Origin of the sequence: Chryseosolibacter histidinae (assembly GCF_018598225.1) — a bacterium.
In the GTDB taxonomy this organism is placed as follows: Bacteria; Bacteroidota; Bacteroidia; order Cytophagales; family Cyclobacteriaceae; genus Chryseosolibacter; species Chryseosolibacter histidini.
The window spans coordinates 1-17794 of the sequence record NZ_JAHESF010000008.1 but is presented as its reverse complement, the minus strand read 5'-3'; the positions used below and the strand labels follow the sequence as shown (position 1 = coordinate 17794).

The 17794-nt window shown below is 50.9% G+C and carries 13 protein-coding genes; 7 read left to right on the top strand and 6 right to left on the bottom strand.

What is annotated here, in order from left to right:
* Positions 1–41: 41 nt before the first annotated feature.
* Both KK083_RS09820 and mazG read right to left on the bottom strand, forming a co-directional pair.
* Entirely contained in the window at positions 42–2237 is a 2196-nt protein-coding gene (locus KK083_RS09820; protein ID WP_254162963.1) for a cation:proton antiporter domain-containing protein, read from the bottom strand.
* A 140-nt stretch (positions 2238–2377) separates the two neighbouring features.
* Complete coding sequence (mazG, locus tag KK083_RS09815) at positions 2378–3193, bottom strand: nucleoside triphosphate pyrophosphohydrolase (RefSeq protein WP_254162961.1); 816 nt, start codon at positions 3191–3193, stop codon at positions 2378–2380.
* Positions 3194–3381: 188 nt separating this feature from the next.
* On the opposite strand from mazG, the gene glmM reads away from it, so the two are divergent.
* On the top strand, positions 3382–4788 hold the full coding sequence (glmM, locus tag KK083_RS09810) for a phosphoglucosamine mutase (RefSeq protein ID WP_254162959.1): 1407 nt from the start codon (positions 3382–3384) through the stop codon (positions 4786–4788).
* Between the two features lie 127 nt (positions 4789–4915).
* Positions 4916–6061: a cysteine desulfurase family protein gene (locus KK083_RS09805; protein WP_254162958.1), complete on the top strand. Its 1146-nt coding sequence runs from the start codon at positions 4916–4918 to the stop codon at positions 6059–6061.
* Between the two features lie 242 nt (positions 6062–6303).
* Here KK083_RS09805 and KK083_RS09800 read toward each other — a convergent pair whose 3' ends face one another.
* The 3 genes from KK083_RS09800 to KK083_RS09790 form a co-directional block, all read right to left on the bottom strand.
* Complete coding sequence (locus KK083_RS09800) at positions 6304–7440, bottom strand: pyridoxal phosphate-dependent aminotransferase (protein WP_254162957.1); 1137 nt, start codon at positions 7438–7440, stop codon at positions 6304–6306.
* Between the two features lie 246 nt (positions 7441–7686).
* Positions 7687–9471: a MutS family DNA mismatch repair protein gene (locus tag KK083_RS09795; RefSeq protein WP_254162955.1), complete on the bottom strand. Its 1785-nt coding sequence runs from the start codon at positions 9469–9471 to the stop codon at positions 7687–7689.
* Between the two features lie 4 nt (positions 9472–9475).
* Entirely contained in the window at positions 9476–9958 is a 483-nt protein-coding gene (locus KK083_RS09790; RefSeq protein WP_254162953.1) for a free L-methionine (R)-S-oxide reductase MsrC, read from the bottom strand.
* A 222-nt stretch (positions 9959–10180) separates the two neighbouring features.
* On the opposite strand from KK083_RS09790, the gene KK083_RS09785 reads away from it, so the two are divergent.
* Positions 10181–10498, top strand: a complete 318-nt coding sequence (locus tag KK083_RS09785; RefSeq protein ID WP_254162951.1) for a hypothetical protein — start codon at positions 10181–10183, stop codon at positions 10496–10498.
* A gap of 5 nt (positions 10499–10503) precedes the next feature.
* Here the strand turns inward: KK083_RS09785 and KK083_RS09780 are convergent, their stop codons facing one another.
* Positions 10504–10863 (bottom strand): cupin domain-containing protein, encoded by a 360-nt coding sequence (locus tag KK083_RS09780; RefSeq protein WP_254162949.1) that lies wholly within the window; start codon positions 10861–10863, stop codon positions 10504–10506.
* Between the two features lie 90 nt (positions 10864–10953).
* Here KK083_RS09780 and KK083_RS09775 point away from each other — a divergent pair, with 90 nt between their 5' ends.
* The 4 genes from KK083_RS09775 to KK083_RS09760 form a co-directional block, all read left to right on the top strand.
* On the top strand, positions 10954–12279 hold the full coding sequence (locus tag KK083_RS09775) for a deoxyguanosinetriphosphate triphosphohydrolase (protein ID WP_254162947.1): 1326 nt from the start codon (positions 10954–10956) through the stop codon (positions 12277–12279).
* An 88-nt stretch (positions 12280–12367) separates the two neighbouring features.
* On the top strand, positions 12368–13984 hold the full coding sequence (locus KK083_RS09770) for a sensor histidine kinase (protein ID WP_254162945.1): 1617 nt from the start codon (positions 12368–12370) through the stop codon (positions 13982–13984).
* Positions 13985–14071: 87 nt separating this feature from the next.
* Positions 14072–16498 (top strand): efflux RND transporter permease subunit, encoded by a 2427-nt coding sequence (locus KK083_RS09765; protein ID WP_254162943.1) that lies wholly within the window; start codon positions 14072–14074, stop codon positions 16496–16498.
* Between the two features lie 181 nt (positions 16499–16679).
* Positions 16680–17794: class I tRNA ligase family protein (locus tag KK083_RS09760; protein ID WP_254162941.1), on the top strand; the 1115-nt coding region annotated here is incomplete at its 3' end.

The window sequence follows — 17794 nt, the reverse complement described above, 5'->3', positions numbered from 1 at the left end:
AAAACGCCGGATTAACTTTAAAACCGGAACGCCTGTTAGGGTCACTTGCGCTGCGGCTTGAGGATGAGCACAGAAGGTGTCTGTGTCAGCCAGCGCTCTTTGGTGCGGGTCAGGTCTTTCCAGCCCGAGTAGCTGACCATCACCAGGTTAAAACCCGCCAGGAACTCGGTAGTGAGGGTATGGTGCTCGTGAAGCTGGACCTGTTGGGTGTTCTCGGCGTTGATCTTGTCTACCGCCATGCTGAAGATCATGTTGGATTTCAGCAACCGGTTGGGGTCATACAGGGTTACCCGGGCATTGTTGTTCTGGATGAACCGCTCGGCGAACGAGATCAGGAAAAGATCGTTGAAATCTTGTAAGGCCACCAGGATCCGGTCTGCCACTTCAAAATCCTTGTCTACAAGAACGCCTACATGCCCCGTGGTGTCTTCCAGGAAATTTTTCACCTTGCCGCCTAACACATCGTCGCCGCTGAACAGTGAGTGCGATCCGCCCACCAGCAACAGGTCATATTTCCCCTTGTTCGCCTCTCGGGTGATCTCCTTGTTGATGTCGTTGGTAGCCCGGTACACGGTCTTCACCTTGATGCCGAGGCTTTGTGCTTCGTGCCGCACAAGCCTGAAGCTCTCGTGCTCATATTCCCGGGCCTCCTTGGGATTGATGTCGGCGCTGGGCGTAAGGTGAAAGGCGGTCATGTCTGCCTCCTCGGTCTTTTTATGCGTGAGCTGGTCGGCAAGGCGCAGTAGTTTTTTTCCTTTGATGGCCGGACCGAAAGAGATCAGGATCTTGAAAAATTTTCCGCCATTCGGGGCGGTGGCTGCATCGCGATCTGGAAAAACATAATTGATCAGGTCGAGGGCAGGGCCGGTCATGAAGGTGGTCACCAGCGCCATGATCACCATCATCGCAAATACTTCGGGGGTGAGCACGCCCAGGTCATAGCCGATGTTCAGCACAATGAGCTCCATCAGCCCGCGTGTATTCATCAGCGCACCGATGGAGAGACTTTCTTTCCAGCTTTGTCCTACCACCCGTGCCGCGAACGTGCTTCCGCCGAACTTGCCCGCCACCGCGGTGAGAATGATCACAGCGCACACAGACCAGAGGTGTGTTTCATTCAGCAGTCCGATCTGTGTTCGGAGGCCGGTGAATACAAAAAACAGGGGCAGCAACAGCACGAGACTTACATCTTCAATTTTTTCCATCATCACGCGTCTGAACCCGAAATTCGGTGGCATGATCACGCCCGCCAGAAAAGCGCCGAACAAGGCATGGATACCGATGATCTCCGCCAGGTACGCCGATGCCAGCAGGATGAGAAAAGCTACCGCCACAATGGTCTTGCTGATGGTCTCCCGCTCTGAATAAACATCGCCTACCTTTTTCAGGAAGGGCTGAACCAAAAAGATCATGGCGAGCACATACAGCAACGCGAGCACGATGGTATACAGAGCGCTGACAAAAGTGCCGGCTTTTACAATGGCGATCACGGCGGCCAGGATACACCAGGCCGTAACATCATCCGCGGCAGCGCAGGTGATGGCAATGCTGCCGAGCTTCGTTTTGGTGAGGTCACGTTCCTGGATCACACGCGCCAGCACGGGAAAAGCGGTGATGCTCATGGCAATGCCCATGAACAAGGCGAACGAAAGGAACGAGATATTGTCGGGCGCGAAATCTTCGTACATGTAGTAAGCCAGCCCCATGCCCAGGAAATACGGAATAACAATGCTGGCGTGGCTGATCACCACAGCATCATGTGCCTGGTTGCGCAGTACCTTCAGGTCGAGCTCCATGCCGATGACGAACATGAAGAGGATCAGCCCCACCTGGCTCAGGAACTGGAGGTTGGGCAGCGATCCTTTCGGGAAGATAAAACCGGAAAATTCGGGAAAGAACAGGCCCAATAAAGAAGGCCCCAGCACAATGCCGGCAACGATCTCACCGATCACCGTAGGCTGGCCGATCTTGTTGAAGATATAACCGAAGATCCTGGAGACAAGAATGATCGAGGTGATCTGGAGAATGAGCACCGCCAACGGATGAACGAGGTTGTGGCTGAACGCGTCGAGAAAGAGGTTGAAAGGTTTTGCCTGTGGCCCTTCCGTTGTCTGCTTCGGAACGTCGGCTGCCCTGGCCAATTCGAGTTTCTCACCTTCCTGCGTGATCCAGTACATCAGCGCACCGAACACAATGATGATCAGAATATAAAAGACGAGATTTTTATTAAGCTTCATACGGCAACGCTCCGACTCATTAAAGGCCTAAAAATAACAGGTTCCCGCAGATCACGCAGATTTTCGAGGATATATAAATAGCTTCTGCGTTTATCTGTGGTCCCGATAGCTGTTCGGGACAGCGGGAGATGTATTTTAAATTATTTAAGTGTCTTTGCCCTGTTCCAGTACACATCCATTTCAGCGAGTGTCATTTCTCCCATCTTTTTGCCGTCTTTGGCAGATTCTGTTTCAAGGTATTGAAATCGTTTGATGAATTTTTTATTGGTACGCTCCAGCGCTTCTTCCGGATCGATGTCGATAAAACGCGCATAGTTCACCAGTGAAAAAAGAAGGTCGCCGAATTCTGCCATCGCTTTTTCTTTATTGATGGGTTCGTTGCGCTCGGCATTGAATTCTTTTTTGAACTCCTGCATCTCCTCTTCCACCTTTTCCCACACCTGCTCTTTTTTCTCCCAGTCGAAGCCCACGCCCCGCGCCTTGTCTTGAATGCGGATGGCCTTCACCAGCGCCGGCAGCGATTTGGGCACACCTTCCAGCACCGATTTATTTCCCGACTTCAGCTTGATCTTTTCCCAGTTCGCTTTCACCGTCTCTTCATCGTTGGCCACTACATCGCCATAAATGTGAGGATGTCTTTCGATCAATTTATCGCAGATGCCGTTGAGCACATCGGCCACGTCAAAAGCCTTTTTTTCGGAAGCAATGCGGGCGTAGAACACCATGTGCAGCATCAAGTCGCCGAGCTCTTTCCGGATCTCCGGAAGGTCTCCCTCCAGGATGGAATCTGAAAGCTCATAAGTCTCTTCTATGGTCAGGTGCCGGAGGCTCTCCAGGGTTTGTTTTTTATCCCACGGACAGTTTTCACGCAGTTCGTCCATGATCGTAAGCAGCCTGTCAAAAGCCTGCAGTTTTTCCTGCCGTCTGGCATCGGGAGCTGATAGCACTTTAGTCATATAACCGGGTAATTGCGGTGCAAGGTAGTGAAAATGGTAATCGGTAAACGGGTAATCAGTAATCAGTATCCCAATACCGATTACCAACGACTGAATACTGATTACCAATTTTTAAGATTTTACCCCGGGCAACGGACTAACAGCCAAAAGCTTATTACCTTTGCCCACCAATTTAAAAAAAGAACAACGTGGCTTTAATAAAATCGATTTCGGGTATCAGGGGCACTATCGGTGGAAAAACAGGGGATAACCTCACGCCGGTTGATGTTGTAAAATTTGCGGCCGCTTACGGCAGCTGGCTGAAAAAAAAGACCAGTCCTACAAAAGTAGTAATAGGGCGCGATGCCCGGTTGTCTGGTGAAATGGTGAACGCGCTGGTGTCTTCCACTTTGCAGGGCCTCGGCATCGATGTGATCGACCTGGGCCTTTCCACTACGCCAACGGTAGAGATGGCAGTAGTGTGGGAGAAAGCGGCCGGTGGCATCATCCTTACGGCAAGTCACAATCCCATTCAATGGAATGCGCTGAAGCTGCTCAATGAAAAAGGTGAGTTCATTTCAGGCAAAGATGGAGAAGAAGTGCTCACCATTGCAGAGAATGAAGACTTTGAATTTGCACAGGTCACCAAGCTCGGCCATTACGAAAAGAAAGACGGATATATCCAGAAGCATATTGCGGAGATCCTGAAACTGCCGCTGGTAGATGCGCAGCTTGTGCATAGCCGTGGCTTCAGGGTGGTGGTAGATGCAGTAAACTCTACGGGCGGTATAGCCGTTCCCATGCTGCTGAGCGCGCTTGGCGTTACGATAAAAGAATTATACTGTGAGCCTACTGGCCACTTCCCTCATAACCCCGAACCGTTGCCGGAGCACCTCACCGATATCTCGCGCGAGATCGTGAAAGGAAAATACGATCTGGGAATAGTGGTCGACCCCGATGTTGACAGACTCGCGCTTGTATGCGAAGACGGAACGCCTTTCGGCGAAGAATATACACTGGTGGCAGTGGCCGACTATGTGCTGAATGCAGGCAAGAAGAAAAATGGCAACACTGTTTCCAACCTCTCCAGCACACGGGCGTTACAAGATGTTACAGAAAAAGCTGGTGGTCAATACGCGGCTTCAGCGGTAGGAGAAGTGCACGTAGTTACCAAGATGAAGGAGATCGAAGCGGTGATCGGTGGCGAAGGTAACGGCGGCATCATCTATCCCGATCTGCACTACGGCCGCGATGCGCTGGTGGGCATTGCGCTGTTCCTCACGCACCTGGCCAAATCGCAAACCACGGCGCTGCGTCTCCGCAAAAAATATCCGGACTATTTTATTTCGAAGAACAAGATCGAGCTTACGCGCGATATCAACGTAGACAAGATCCTGGACTACGTTAAAAAGAAATACAAGAACCAGCCCATCAGCACCGTGGATGGCGTTCGCATCGAATTCGACAAAGAGTGGGTACACCTTCGCAAATCGAATACAGAGCCCATCATCCGCATTTACGCGGAGTCTGATATGGAAACGAAGGCCGATAATCTCGCCAAGAAGATCATGAGCGACATCAAAGAGATTATTGCAGAAAAATTGCGTCCGATGTAAGAAAGTTTAAAGTTTAAGGTTGAAAGTTCAAAGTTGAAAGTTGGGGGCGCTCCCAAACTTGAAACTTCTAACTTTTAACTTGAAACTAGAAGGCGTTCTGTTAATTTTGTACATTCATTAACCGACAATGAGAGTATACTTAGACAACGCCGCAACTACGCCGCTCGACCCGGAAGTATTTGAGGCCATGAAACCTTTTATGCTGGAAGATTTTGGAAACCCGTCTTCCACTCACGCCCACGGCCGCAAGGTTCGCTCAGCCATTGAATCGGCCCGCAAAAAGGTTGCGGAGCTTCTGAATTGTACACCTGGTGAGATCATTTTTACCTCTGGCGGCACGGAAGCAGATAATGCCATCATCAGAAGCGCCGTTGCCACATACGATATCAAACATATTATCTCGTCGCCCATCGAGCACCATGCAGTGACGCACACCGTAGAGCACCTTGCCAAGCAGGGCGCCGTGAAGCTGCACATGGTGAACCTCGATGAAAAAGGCCATGCAGACATCACCCACCTCGAAGCGTTGCTGGCTAAACATCCCGGCGCGCTCGTCTCGCTGATGCATGCCAACAACGAGATCGGAAACCTGTTGAATCTCCAGCAAGTTGGTGGTCTTTGCGCAACCCACAACGCCTTTCTGCATTCAGACACCGTGCAGACCATGGGCCATTACAAGCACGATATGAAGGTCCTTCACGTTTGTGGTATGACCGCGGCGGCGCATAAGTTTCACGGCCCCAAAGGCATCGGCTTCATGTACATCCGCAAAGACAGGAAGATCCATTCTTTCATCCATGGCGGCGCACAGGAAAGAAACATGCGTGGCGGCACTGAAAATGTTTATGGCATCATAGGCCTGGCCAAAGCGCTGGAGATCGCCTATCGCGAAATGGATGATCATATCAGCTACATCAAAGGGCTGAAGGCGCGTATGATCCAGAAGCTGACAGAGCAGATCCCCGGTGTAACGTTCAATGGTGATTCTGCCAATCTTGAAAAAAGCCTTTACACCGTATTGAATGTAAGTCTGCCCGAGTCGGATGAGAGCGATATGCTGTTGTTCAACCTCGACCTGCAAGGGATCTCCGCTTCCGGAGGCAGTGCCTGCTCCAGCGGTGCCACTACTGGCTCGCACGTGTTGGGCGCACTCTACCCCGAGTCAAAAAGAGGCGCCGTAAGATTCTCGTTCAGCAAATACAACAAACCCGAAGAGATCGATTTTGCTGTGCATAAACTCGCGGAATTATTTAAGGTGGAAGCAGGATTGTAGAGTTCCTGATTTAATTAAATTCAGGAGGCTCCTATGGAGCCAAAAATGTGGCCATCGAATTTTCTAGAGACAGGGTGCTCCTAACGGAGCTTTTTGAAAGTATAGCTTGATAGGTGAATTTGGCTCACTTAGGTATTCGTTTTTTAAACTCCGTCAGGAGTTCCCTGTCTATAGCGTTAGATGATGTGGCATCTATGGCTCCGCAGGAGCCTCCTAACAACCGGGAATCCCTTCGCACGCTATCACGAAATAATTTCATCATATGCTTTCGTGAAAAGCCTCATCTCATCTGACGTTCCAATGCTCACGCGAAGCCACTGCATACCTTTGTAATCCCATGCACGGATGGCGATGCTGCGTTCTGCGAGCTTGTTGAGAATGCCGAGCGCATCTCCCTTGGGATCGAACATCACAAAATTGGTATGCGACTTTCCGTAGAAATAACCTTTTTTATCGAGGAAGTCGGTGAGGTGCTTGCGTGCTTCCGCATTTTTCTTGCGCGACATTTCCATAAAAGCAGTGTCGCCCAACGAAGCCCGTGCCGCGGCCAGCGCGATCTGGTTGTTGGGGATGCCGGGTTGATTACGCGTAATTTTTTTGATCAGCTCAGGTTTCGCCACCAGGTAGCCCACCCGTAAGCCCGCAAGCCCATAGATCTTGGAGAAAGTTCTGGAGACGATCACATTCGCGCCCTTCTTCACCAGGTCCACCATGGAAACCTGTTTTGATGGCTCCAGGAATTCGAGGTATGCCTCGTCTGAAAATACAGTTACTTTTTTGGAAACCTCTTCGCAGAAAGCTTTCACCTTCGCGGGATCTACCAGCGTTCCGGTAGGGTTGTTGGGATTGCATACAAACACAAGGCGGGTGTCGTCTTTGATGCGCGAGGCTACCGCTTCATAATCGTAGGCGAGATTCTCGTCCATATCCACTTTGTCCCAGGTGGCTTTGAAAACTTCGGCGTAGTTCATCAGCATGGGGAAGGTGGGGAACCCCGAAAGGATGCGGCCACCTTCAAGCCCGAACGCGGCCCCTGTGGCAGAAAGCAGGTCGGCTGAGCCCGAGCCCACGGCAATATGATCGGGTGTTACACCTTCATGTGTTGCCAGCACTTGTTTGAAATCTACCGTGGCCTGGAACGGGTAGCGGTTGGCTTCGGTAATGATCTGTGTGATCGCAGCGCGTGCCTTGTCCGATGGGCCATACGGATTTTCATTCGACGCCAGTCTGATCTTCATCGGAGGAAGATTTCCGGAGAAAAATATCTTTTCGGTTTCACTGACAGGGGCGGCCATCAGGCGTTCTGCCAACGTTGTGCCCAAGGGTAGACCCGCTGCGAGTGCCAGTGAAGTTCTTAACCAGTCTCTTCTGTTTGCCATATTGGGTGAATAGTTACGAGTTGTTGGCTACGAGCTCCGAGAAGGGGGGAGCCAACTGGAGGTTCGAAGCTCTACTAATGTAATGATTCCGCTTCGGAAATTCACGGAGTCTCACCCGTATTCCTCCAACGCACGGAGATAGCAATGAGCGGCATAAGCTGTCTCAGTCTGGCATTCTCTCGCGGCTTGAAACGCTTAGCTTGAAACTCACTTCCTCGCAGCTCAAAGCTCGTATCTCACAACTAGCTAAGCGGGAATGATGCCCATTTTCTTCATCAGAAAAGTAGCATTCATCTTCTGCGCCAGGCCGGGTTTCAGCTTGTAATCGAACGAAAGCTGATCATTTTCGATATTGGCTTCAAAGCAGTAGTTCCGGATGTGCTCGGGGAATTCTTCTTCAAGCGTTCCGAGTGCAAGGTCGTGCGTAGCGATGATTGCCAGGCATGGATGTGGAGTAAGCTGCTTCACCAGCGCGATGGATCCGGCCTGCTTGTCGGTGGAGTTTGTTCCTTTCAGGATCTCGTCAAGCAGGATCAGCAACGGTACATCTTGCCTGAGCTCATCCATGATACCTTTGAGCCTGTCGAGCTCGGCATAAAAATACGACTGGTGGTCTTTGAGCGAGTCGGCCGTTCGCATGCCGGTGCGCAGGTGAATGATGGGGCACCGGAATTCTTTTGCAAATACAGGAGCGCCGTTCAAGGCCAGCACAATGTTAACGCCGAGCGTGCGCAGAAAAGTGCTCTTGCCGGCCATATTGGCGCCGGTAACGATCAGCACCGATGGACCGTTGCCGATCTGAAAATCATTTACCACACATTCTTCAGGTGCAATGAGCGGATGCCCCATCGCTTTCGCGGAGATGGCCAGCGTCGGCTCAACAGTGGCATACGTGAACTGTTTGTGATTGAAAGCATACGTGGCAAAGCTGCCAAGCACTTCAGTTTCGCTCGCAGCTTCAAGCCATTGGTCGAGATTGGTGGCGTTCTCTTCCTTCCACCGCTCCAGCCGGTAAACACACTGCAGATCATACAGCACCAGGCTGTTGGTGAACAACGAGGTCATGCTGTTGAGGCGCGCATCGAAAGCGTGCACCAGCGAGGCAAGCTGTTGTACTTTGCTGCCGGCGTTTTGTGCTTTTTCTGCAAGTCCTGTCATCAGCGGAGACGTAAAACGTTCGCCCTGCAGGTAGTGCAGCAGGGTAGCATATTTCTGAAGAATGTTTTTCTTGCGGCTGATGTACTCGTGGAAGGCATTCACTTTTTTGATATGGAAGCCCAGGAACGCCCATTGAAAGGCGGCCGTCAGCACGGCAAAAGGTCTTAAAAAACTAAAGAAAAATGTTCCTGCCACCAACGCCAGGGTGATCACAGGCACGGCGGTGAGCACGATCCTGTACGCAACTTTTCCAAACAGAAAAGAAGGTTCTTTCGCCCAGGCCAGCAGTTGCTCCCGGTCTCTTGGCAGCTCTTCCATCTCCATACCTGCCGCCTGGAAGTGCTGACGGAACTCGGTCTTTTCAGAAAGCTCACGGATGGCCTGCTGGTTTTTAACGATCGCGTCAGACGACAGCAACGGGTTCATCAGACGCATGGCAAATTTGCTTTTACCGATCAGCGTATTGCAGCGGTTCACAAACTGGAACACGGAGCCTGTGCCGAACATATCAAGATCATGGGCATAGGGATGATGGGTATCGGTGAATTCGGCGCCGGTTCCAAAAGCAGAAACGTCACCACCCGCGGCCTGCTGCTCATACTGGTTGATCTTCACCAGGTTTTGCAGATGCTGGCGCTGCTGGAAAAGTTTTCCATGGCGGCTGATGAGCACTGTAAAAACAACGATGAGGACAGGCAGCAGGTATAAAAGGGCATGATACGTGAATCCGAAATACAGAACGCCCACAAAAACGATCGCTATCAGCAGCCTGGCGTTGGAAACGATGTTGATATGCGTGGAAATTTTTTGAAGCTGTGATGCAAATGCGGACCTCCTGTCTGCATAAAATGACAATAGCTCTTCGCGCGACATGGGATTAAATGAATTTTTCGATGAGGCTTATGACTTTTTCAAGATGTTGCCGATCAACCGTATCGAAGTCGTTGAGCCTGTCGCTGTCTACATCGAGCACCAGCGCTACGGCACCTGCTTTGAAGGCCGGCAATACGATCTCTGATTTTGATGCTGAATTGCAGGCGATGTGTCCCGGAAATTCTTCTACGTTGGGAACAACGATGGTTTTTTGGGCTTCCCATGCGGCGCCGCATACACCTTTTCCAAAATCAATGCGTGTGCAGGCAATAGGCCCCTGAAAAGGCCCCAGCACCAGTTGGCTGCCCCTGACGAAATAAAATCCTACCCAGAAAAAATCGAAAGTTTGTTTCAGCGCGGCAGCGATGTTAGACAGATTGGCAATGACGTCGCGCTCGCCACCGATGAGAGACTCGAGTTGCGGGATCAGTGTGGTGTATTTTTCCTTTTTATCGGTTGCAGACGAGATGATCAGTTCTTCAGCCATGTTTTTTAGTGATTTTCAAATAAAACGTTTTTGTAAATGAAGTGGTTTGCGCAATACAATGCAATCCGTCAGGAATACAGGTTGTGGATTTTCATGGTCTTTTTGCTGCTTCGCATCGGTCTGAAACACTTTACGCAAGTTATCTTATAAGTAAAAGAAAGCGGTTTGCCCGGATGGTCGTTATAGGCATATTTTTTTTACGTCACTTTCAATTTTAAAATCATGCAAGATACCGTTGAAAGAAGCAGGAGTTTGATTTCAGTGCTGGAGCTGAAACGGTTACTCGTTGATCTGAAGGATAAACGCCCCGACATATGCCTCCGTTATCGCCTTTTGGGTGAAATGTGGGGTGTCAATTTCATGCGGGTGATCCACATTACCGAAAAAGGGGCATTGATGAACGATGAGCAGAACAACAGGCTGGTGAACCTTACCGACCTTTCTTCTGTGATGCAGTTCGAAATAGATGCGCCTTTTCAGGGATTTCAGCCCCATTTTCATTACCACGTCAAGCCCATGACTGATTTTAAGCAGTTCTAAGGGCCTCAGATCTTCTCGAGCGTTTTCCGGGTCCGCTCATTCTCCACATTCCCGGTATTCAAAGTCGATGCCGGCTCAAATAACAGGATGTGTACTTCTTCGGGTGCCACGGGCCTGTGCTCCACTTTCCGGGGCACAATAATGAACTCGCCTTCGTTCACCTCCACGGTCTTGTCCCTGAATTCCATTTTTAAGGTTCCTTTGGTCACGAGAAACAATTCGTCTTCGTGGTCATGGTGATGCCAGACAAATTCACCTTTAAGTTTGACGGCTTTTACGTGCTGGCCATTGAGCTCTCCTACGATCCTGGGGTTCCAGTGATCGTTGAACTGGCCAAGCTTTTCACGGATATTTACTTTTTCCATATGGGTTGGGTTGTGCGCGTACACTGAGAAACGGATCGGGGGCGGTTTGGTTTTCGGTTGCTTATCGTTTACTTCGTGCAAATTTTTTTCATGAACTGGCTTCGTCTTTTGTCTTCCGCCCGGCTCAACCAGCGATCCGAGCAGGGCTCCTTGCCTTCGCGCAGCGCTTTTGAGCAGGACTACGACCGCATTATATTCTCCCATCCCTTCCGCAAGCTGCAGGATAAAACGCAGGTACATCCGCTCCCGGAGCAGGACTTTGTGCACACCCGGCTTACGCACAGCCTGGAGGTGTCGAGCGTGGGAAGGTCGCTTGGCAAACGCGCCGGTGAGGTGATCATGCAGCGTCATCCGGCACTGAAAGATAACTATTCACTTTTCGATTTCGGCGCCATTGTGGCTGCGGCATCGCTGGCGCATGACCTCGGTAACCCGCCCTTTGGCCACGCCGGCGAAGACTCGATCTCCGATTTTTTCAGGGAACATCCACAGGGCCAGGCGTTCAGGGAAAAAGTTTCTGAAGCGGAGTGGGAAGATCTTATAAAATTTGAAGGTAATGCCCAGGGTTTCCGCATCCTCAACAAAGATGAATATGGCCTCAAGCTCACGCTGGCAACGTTGGGCGCCTTTACAAAATATCCGTGTCCCGCGCTGTTCCCCGAAAGGGATAAGAAAAAACGGAGCCAGAAGAAGTTCGGGTTCTTTCAGTCGGAGCTGACCCATTTCGAGTCGGTGGCCGGCGAGCTTCAATTGATCCGGCAGCAGGGCCCAAGCTGGAGCCGCCATCCGCTGGCTTACCTGGTGGAGGCCGCCGACGATATCTGTTACAGCATCATCGATCTGGAAGACGGCTGCAGATTGGGACTGATCTCGTTCGATGAGACCGTAGAATTGCTTTCCGGCATCCTGAGAGACAAACTGGACCGGAATAAACTAAAAGTCACCACGGGGTTGAATGAAAAACTTGGAACACTGCGGGCGATGTCTATCGGTGTATTGATCGACTCCTGCACGGAGATCTTCCTGGCGCATGAAGCGGAGATCCTCGATGCAAAATTCGATCATGCCCTCACAGACCTGTGCGAGTTCAAGGATGCGCTGAAGCTGATCAGCGATGTCTCGGTAAAAAAGATCTACCGCGCCAGGCACGTGGTGGAGATCGAAGCCTCAGGCCATCAGATACTTCCGGGCTTGCTCGAAGAGTTTTGCAAAACAGGTGAGCACCTGATGCTGAACAGGAGGTCACGGAAATACGACAACCTGTTGCTGCTCCTGCCCGAAGAAGTTGTGGCCGCCATTGGCCGCCATCCCGGAAATACTTACCTGATGCTTAGGCAGATCGTTGATTTTGTTTCGGGCCTTACGGATAAACATGCCCTTTCACTCTACCGGAAAATAAAAGGCATCAGCCTGTAATTTTTTCCCGAAACGGCAGTTGGAATCATTTTTTGTTCACAAAAGAAACGCAGAAATTACCATAATGTGGTAGATTTCTGCGGCTGGCATGAAAAATCCGTTCAGAATTCGTTTTATATATCTCACCGTTGCAGTAATCGGTATACTGCTGGCGATCAGCATTGCGCTTACCTATTATAACAACAAGATCATTGAACGGAACCGTGCCGTACAGCATGAGGTTGAGGCGGTCAAGATCTATTACGATCAGATCGGCAAATCGATCATTCACTCCCTGGATATTGGCCTGCGTGGTTATGCGATCATCCGCAACGAAAAATTCGGCTCGCCGCTCGACAGTGCCCTGTCCTGGAAAGACAGCATCATTACCAATGCTGTAACACCCCTGAAGAAGCTTCACTATAATTTCAGCAAGTTCAATGTGTTCATCGATTCGGTGCATGCCTACGCAAGGTATTGTTACAAGCTGAAGCAGCTCCTGTCACAGGGAAAAGAGGAAGAGTTCAGGCAGATCTTCGCTTCCGATAAAGGTGCGCATCTGTGGTGGCAGTATTTGAAAGTTGAAGAAGATATTCAGCTGTATGTGAACCGGATCGGCAGCGAAGCCCGCGAGGAGTATGAGGCCGCGTTGTATCGAAATGTGATCGTGCAGGTGTTGCTCTTCGTCATCTGCGTGCCCACACTGATCTATACCGCCATTCACACCGGAAAAACATTCCAGCTCTCGGAGCTGCTGCGCAAAGCGGAGAAAGAAAAGAACAGGATGTTGTACGAGCAGAACATCATGCTCGAACGCAAAGTGACTGAACGCACGCAGGAGATCCAGACGCAGAACGAGGAGATCAGCTCGCAGAGTGAGCAGCTTTCGGCGCAACGTGACGCCCTGCTGATGCAGAACAGCGAGCTGCAAACAGCCCGTGAAACCATCGAGAAGCAGCACGCGGAGATCCACGCCATGAACCTGCATTTGAAAGAAGAGGTGGAGAACCGCACAAGAGAAGTGCACGTGGCCAACCGCGAGCTGATCGAGCAGAACACGCAGCTCGAGCAATTCGCCTTCATTGCAGCGCACAACCTGAGAGCTCCCTTGGCACGCATCCTCGGCCTTACAACCCTTATCAAGATCAGCGAAACTGAGAACGATAAACAAACAGCTTTCGAGAAGCTGGAAGAATCCACCAGAGACCTCGATCATGTGATCAAAGACCTCACCGTGATCCTGAACATCAAAAAACACACGAGCAATCTTACCGAAGTAGACCTCGAAGACTCGTTTGTGCGCGTGAAAAGAATGTTGGAGAAAGAGATCGAAGAGACCCACACCAACATTCATCACAACTTCGCGGAAGCCCGTAAGGTGTATGCCGTAACGCCCTACGTGGAGAGCATCTTGTACAACCTGATCAGCAACGCAATCAAATACCGCAACCCCGAGCACCTGCCGGTGGTCAGCGTGAGCACCCGGGCCGAAGAAGAGTACGTCTGCCTGGTAGTAAATGACAACGGCCTCGGCATCGACCTGCCGCGGTATAAGTCGAGCATGTTCACCCTCTACCGGCGGTTCCATTTGCACATGGAGGGCAAGGGGCTGGGACTGTACCTCGTAAAAACACAGATCGAAGCGCTGGGCGGCAAAATAGAAGTGCAAAGCAAGCCCAACGAGGGCACCACTTTCTTTGTTTATTTCAAACGTTCGCAGGTTTAGGCCTCCCCGGATGACAACTTTTTAAAAGGTGTCATCCTTAGGGTAAATTCACTAGCTTTGGCCCACTTTTAAAACTGCAGACCGTCCATGTGGAATAAAATCGCCAGGTTCATTATTCAGTACCGCCTTTCGCTCATTCTTTTGATCGGCATCATCACCATTGTTATGGGATATTATGCGTCCCGGGTGCAGATGAGCTACGATTTTGCCCGCACGGTGCCCCTGGACGATCCTGATATGGTGATGCTGCAGCGTTTCAGGGCACAGTTCGGTGAAGACGGTAACATCATAGCCATTGGTGTGAAAGACAGCGCCATTTATGAGCAGCGCAATTTTGAGGCGTATCGCACACTGGGCAGGAACATCAAACAGATCAGCGGTGTGAGCGAAGTGATCTCACTGCCCCTGATGAAGATGATCCTCAAAGACACGGCCAACACCAGGTTCTACCTGGCCAATATTTTCCCTGACCGCATGAAAGACTCCAGGCAATACGACAGCCTGCTGAAGTTTGCGCTCGACCAGAAATTCTACAGTGGCCGCCTCATCAATGAGACCAACGGCGCCACCATGGCGGTGATCACCGTCAATAAGGATGTGATGAACTCTTCACTGCGCGAGCCGTTGACCGCTGCCCTGGTGAAAGAATGCGAGGCCTTTGAGCACCAGACGGGCATCAAGCTTCACCTTGCAGGGCTTCCCTTTATCCGCACCGTGGTAGCCAATAAAGTGAAACGTGAGATGCAGCTCTTTTTGTATGCATCGGCCATTATCACCGGCCTCATCATGTTTGTTTTCTTCCGCTCGTTTCGCGCCGTCATGTTCTCCATGATCATCATCGCCATCGTGGTGGTGTGGACGCTGGGCACCTTGTCGATCTTCGGCTTCAAGATCACCCTGCTCAGCGGACTCATTCCTCCGGTGATCGTGACCATCGGTATCACCAATGCCATTTACCTGCTGAACAAATATCATCTCGAGTTCGTCAGAACCAAAGACAAGCTTGAAGCGATCACCACCGTGGTGAAGAAGATGGGGCTCGCCACATTTCTCACCAACCTTACCGTAGCCATTGGTTTCTTAACACTGCTCTCCACCGATATCCTCATCCTGCGTGAATTCGGTATTGTTGCAGGTATCAATATCATGGCGCTCTTTTTTGTGAGCCTGGTGATGATCCCCAGCATTTTCTCATGGCTGCCCACACCCACGGAGCGGCACCTGCGTCACCTCAACTTCCGTGTGATGGGCCGTTTCCTCAAGGCGATCGATATTACCGTGCACCGTCACAGGCCCATTATCTATATCGCGTCCATGGCGCTGACGATATTATCGATACTGGGCATCGCCAAGCTGAGGTCGGTCTCTTTTATGGTGGATGATGTGCCGGAAGACAGCGACGTGAAAAAAGATCTCGTTTTCTTCGAGCAGAATTTCAGCGGTGTGATGCCCCTTGAAATGGTGGTGGAGTTCAAAAGCAAAAAACGGCGCCCCCTGATGGAAGTGAATAATCTTCAAAAGATCGAAGCGTTCGAGAGCTTCCTCGATTCATTGCCCGAAGTATCCAAGCCCCTGTCGCTGGTGAGCCTGGTGAAGGCGGCCAAGCAGGGATTCTACAATAACAACCCTGCCCGCTATTCCCTTCCCTCGAGAGGTGAACGCAACTTCATTCTTCCTTACATGAAGAACCAGAGCGACAACAGTGGGGTGTTTACCTCGTTTGTGGATTCAACGTTGACCACTATGCGCATTTCGTGCCAGATGGCAGACATCGGCTCCGTACGCCTCGATTCGCTCGTGCACTACACCATCGAGCCGAGAATGAAGGCGCTGCTCGTTCCGGAAGGAAAAGACACCGTAGTAACCGCCATCACGGGATCAACCAAGATCTTTATCAAGGGTACCAAATTCCTGATCGCCAACCTGCAGGAGAGCTTGCTGCTGGCCTTTTTGCTTATCACACTTTCTATGGCGGCGTTGTTTGCCAATGTGCGCATGATCGTGATCTCGCTCATCCCCAACCTGCTGGCGTTGATGATCACGGCGGGCATCATGGGTTATCTTGACATTCCGCTGAAAGCCAGCACGGCGCTGATCTTCAGCATCACTTTCGGCATCTCGGTAGACAACTCCATCCGTTTCCTGGCCAAATACAGGCAGGAGATCCTGGCCAACAACTTCTTCATCCCCGTGGCTGTGAGCGATAGCATCATGGAGACCGGCAAAAGCATCATGTATACTTCCATCGTGCTTTTTGCAGGCTTCATCATCTTTGCGTTCTCTTCTTTTGGCGGAACCATCGCGCTGGGCCTGTTGACATCAACCACGCTGGTGATCTCCATGTTCACCAACCTGATCCTGTTGCCGGCGCTGATCATGACGTTTGACAAGCCCCGCAAGAAAGACGATATGCTCATCGACGAGCTGGGCCCCAGCTACTACGGCGAGCACGAAGATGAGGAGATAGACCTGGATAAGATCAGGATCCACAACAGGCACTCGGCTGCTGAATAATTAAAGGAAACTAAAGGAACTGTAATTCCGGTTATTATACCGGCGTCTAAATAGGGGCCTTAGGATCAGCATTGCAGGAGGGAAATACCCTCAAAAAAGTGCCGGATGGCTAATGCCCAATCCCTAATGCCTAACTATCTTTGCGCTCTTATTCACACTGAAAACCTAGTTTTTGCACTCCATGGCGGGTAAATACAAAGAATTTAAAGAACTGAACTTTGCGCGGATCGCGGAAGAAGTGCTTGATTTCTGGAACAAAGAACAGATTTTTGAAAAATCGGTAACTAACCGGGAAGGCGCCCCCACCTTTACTTTTTATGAGGGGCCGCCATCGGCTAACGGAACACCCGGCATCCACCACGTGATGGCCCGCACGGTAAAAGATATCTTCTGCCGTTACAAGACCCTCCAGGGTTTCCAGGTGAAGCGTAAAGGAGGCTGGGATACACACGGCCTTCCGGTGGAGCTTCAGGTTGAAAAACTGCTGGGCATCACCAAAGACGACATCGGCAGAAAGATCTCCATCGAAGATTACAATAAGAAGTGCCGCGAGACGGTGATGATGTACAAAGACCAGTGGGACGACCTGACCCGCAAAATGGGCTATTGGGTCGATCTCAAGGCGCCTTACATCACCTACGAGAAAGAATACATCGAAACACTGTGGTGGATCCTGAAAGAGCTCTACGATAAAAAGTTATTGTATAAGGGCTACACCATACAGCCTTATTCACCTGCCGCCGGCACAGGGCTGAGCTCACACGAGCTGAACCTGCCGGGCTGTTATAAAGACGTGAAGGATACCTCCATCGTAGCCCAGTTCGAAGTGAAAAAGAACCCGGCCTCGGATTTCCTTTTCACGGCACAGGCCGGAGAACGCAAGGTGTACATCATGGCCTGGACCACCACACCCTGGACCCTTCCCTCTAACACCGCCCTTGCCGTGGGAGAGAAGATCACCTACGTGCAGGTGAATACGTTCAACCCGTACACCCACAAGCCCGTGAGCGTGGTGCTGGCCAAAGACCTGTTCGGAAAATACTTCTCTGACAAGAATAAAGACCTGAAGCTGGAAGATTACAAACCCGGCGACAAGGCCATTCCTTACCAGGTGATCCAGGAATTTGCAGGCAAGAAGCTGGTGGGCGTGCGTTACGAGCAGCTGATGCCCTACCTTCAGCCACTGTATGATGCCGACAAGGCGTTTCAGGTGGTGGCAGGTGATTTTGTGACCACTGAAGATGGTACCGGTGTGGTACATACCTCGCCTACTTTCGGTGCCGACGACTTCAGGGT

What these genes read in the sequence shown, in the direction of transcription:
- KK083_RS09820 (WP_254162963.1), bottom strand. Translation starts at nt 2,237, where the DNA reads ATGAAGCTTAATAAAAATCTCGTCTTTTATATTCTGATCATCATTGTG.
- mazG (WP_254162961.1), bottom strand. Translation starts at nt 3,193, where the DNA reads ATGACTAAAGTGCTATCAGCTCCCGATGCCAGACGGCAGGAAAAACTG.
- KK083_RS09805 (WP_254162958.1), top strand. Translation starts at nt 4,916, where the DNA reads ATGAGAGTATACTTAGACAACGCCGCAACTACGCCGCTCGACCCGGAA.
- KK083_RS09800 (WP_254162957.1), bottom strand. Translation starts at nt 7,440, where the DNA reads ATGGCAAACAGAAGAGACTGGTTAAGAACTTCACTGGCACTCGCAGCG.
- KK083_RS09795 (WP_254162955.1), bottom strand. Translation starts at nt 9,471, where the DNA reads ATGTCGCGCGAAGAGCTATTGTCATTTTATGCAGACAGGAGGTCCGCA.
- KK083_RS09790 (WP_254162953.1), bottom strand. Translation starts at nt 9,958, where the DNA reads ATGGCTGAAGAACTGATCATCTCGTCTGCAACCGATAAAAAGGAAAAA.
- KK083_RS09785 (WP_254162951.1), top strand. Translation starts at nt 10,181, where the DNA reads ATGCAAGATACCGTTGAAAGAAGCAGGAGTTTGATTTCAGTGCTGGAG.
- KK083_RS09780 (WP_254162949.1), bottom strand. Translation starts at nt 10,863, where the DNA reads ATGGAAAAAGTAAATATCCGTGAAAAGCTTGGCCAGTTCAACGATCAC.
- KK083_RS09775 (WP_254162947.1), top strand. Translation starts at nt 10,954, where the DNA reads ATGAACTGGCTTCGTCTTTTGTCTTCCGCCCGGCTCAACCAGCGATCC.
- KK083_RS09770 (WP_254162945.1), top strand. Translation starts at nt 12,368, where the DNA reads ATGAAAAATCCGTTCAGAATTCGTTTTATATATCTCACCGTTGCAGTA.
- KK083_RS09765 (WP_254162943.1), top strand. Translation starts at nt 14,072, where the DNA reads ATGTGGAATAAAATCGCCAGGTTCATTATTCAGTACCGCCTTTCGCTC.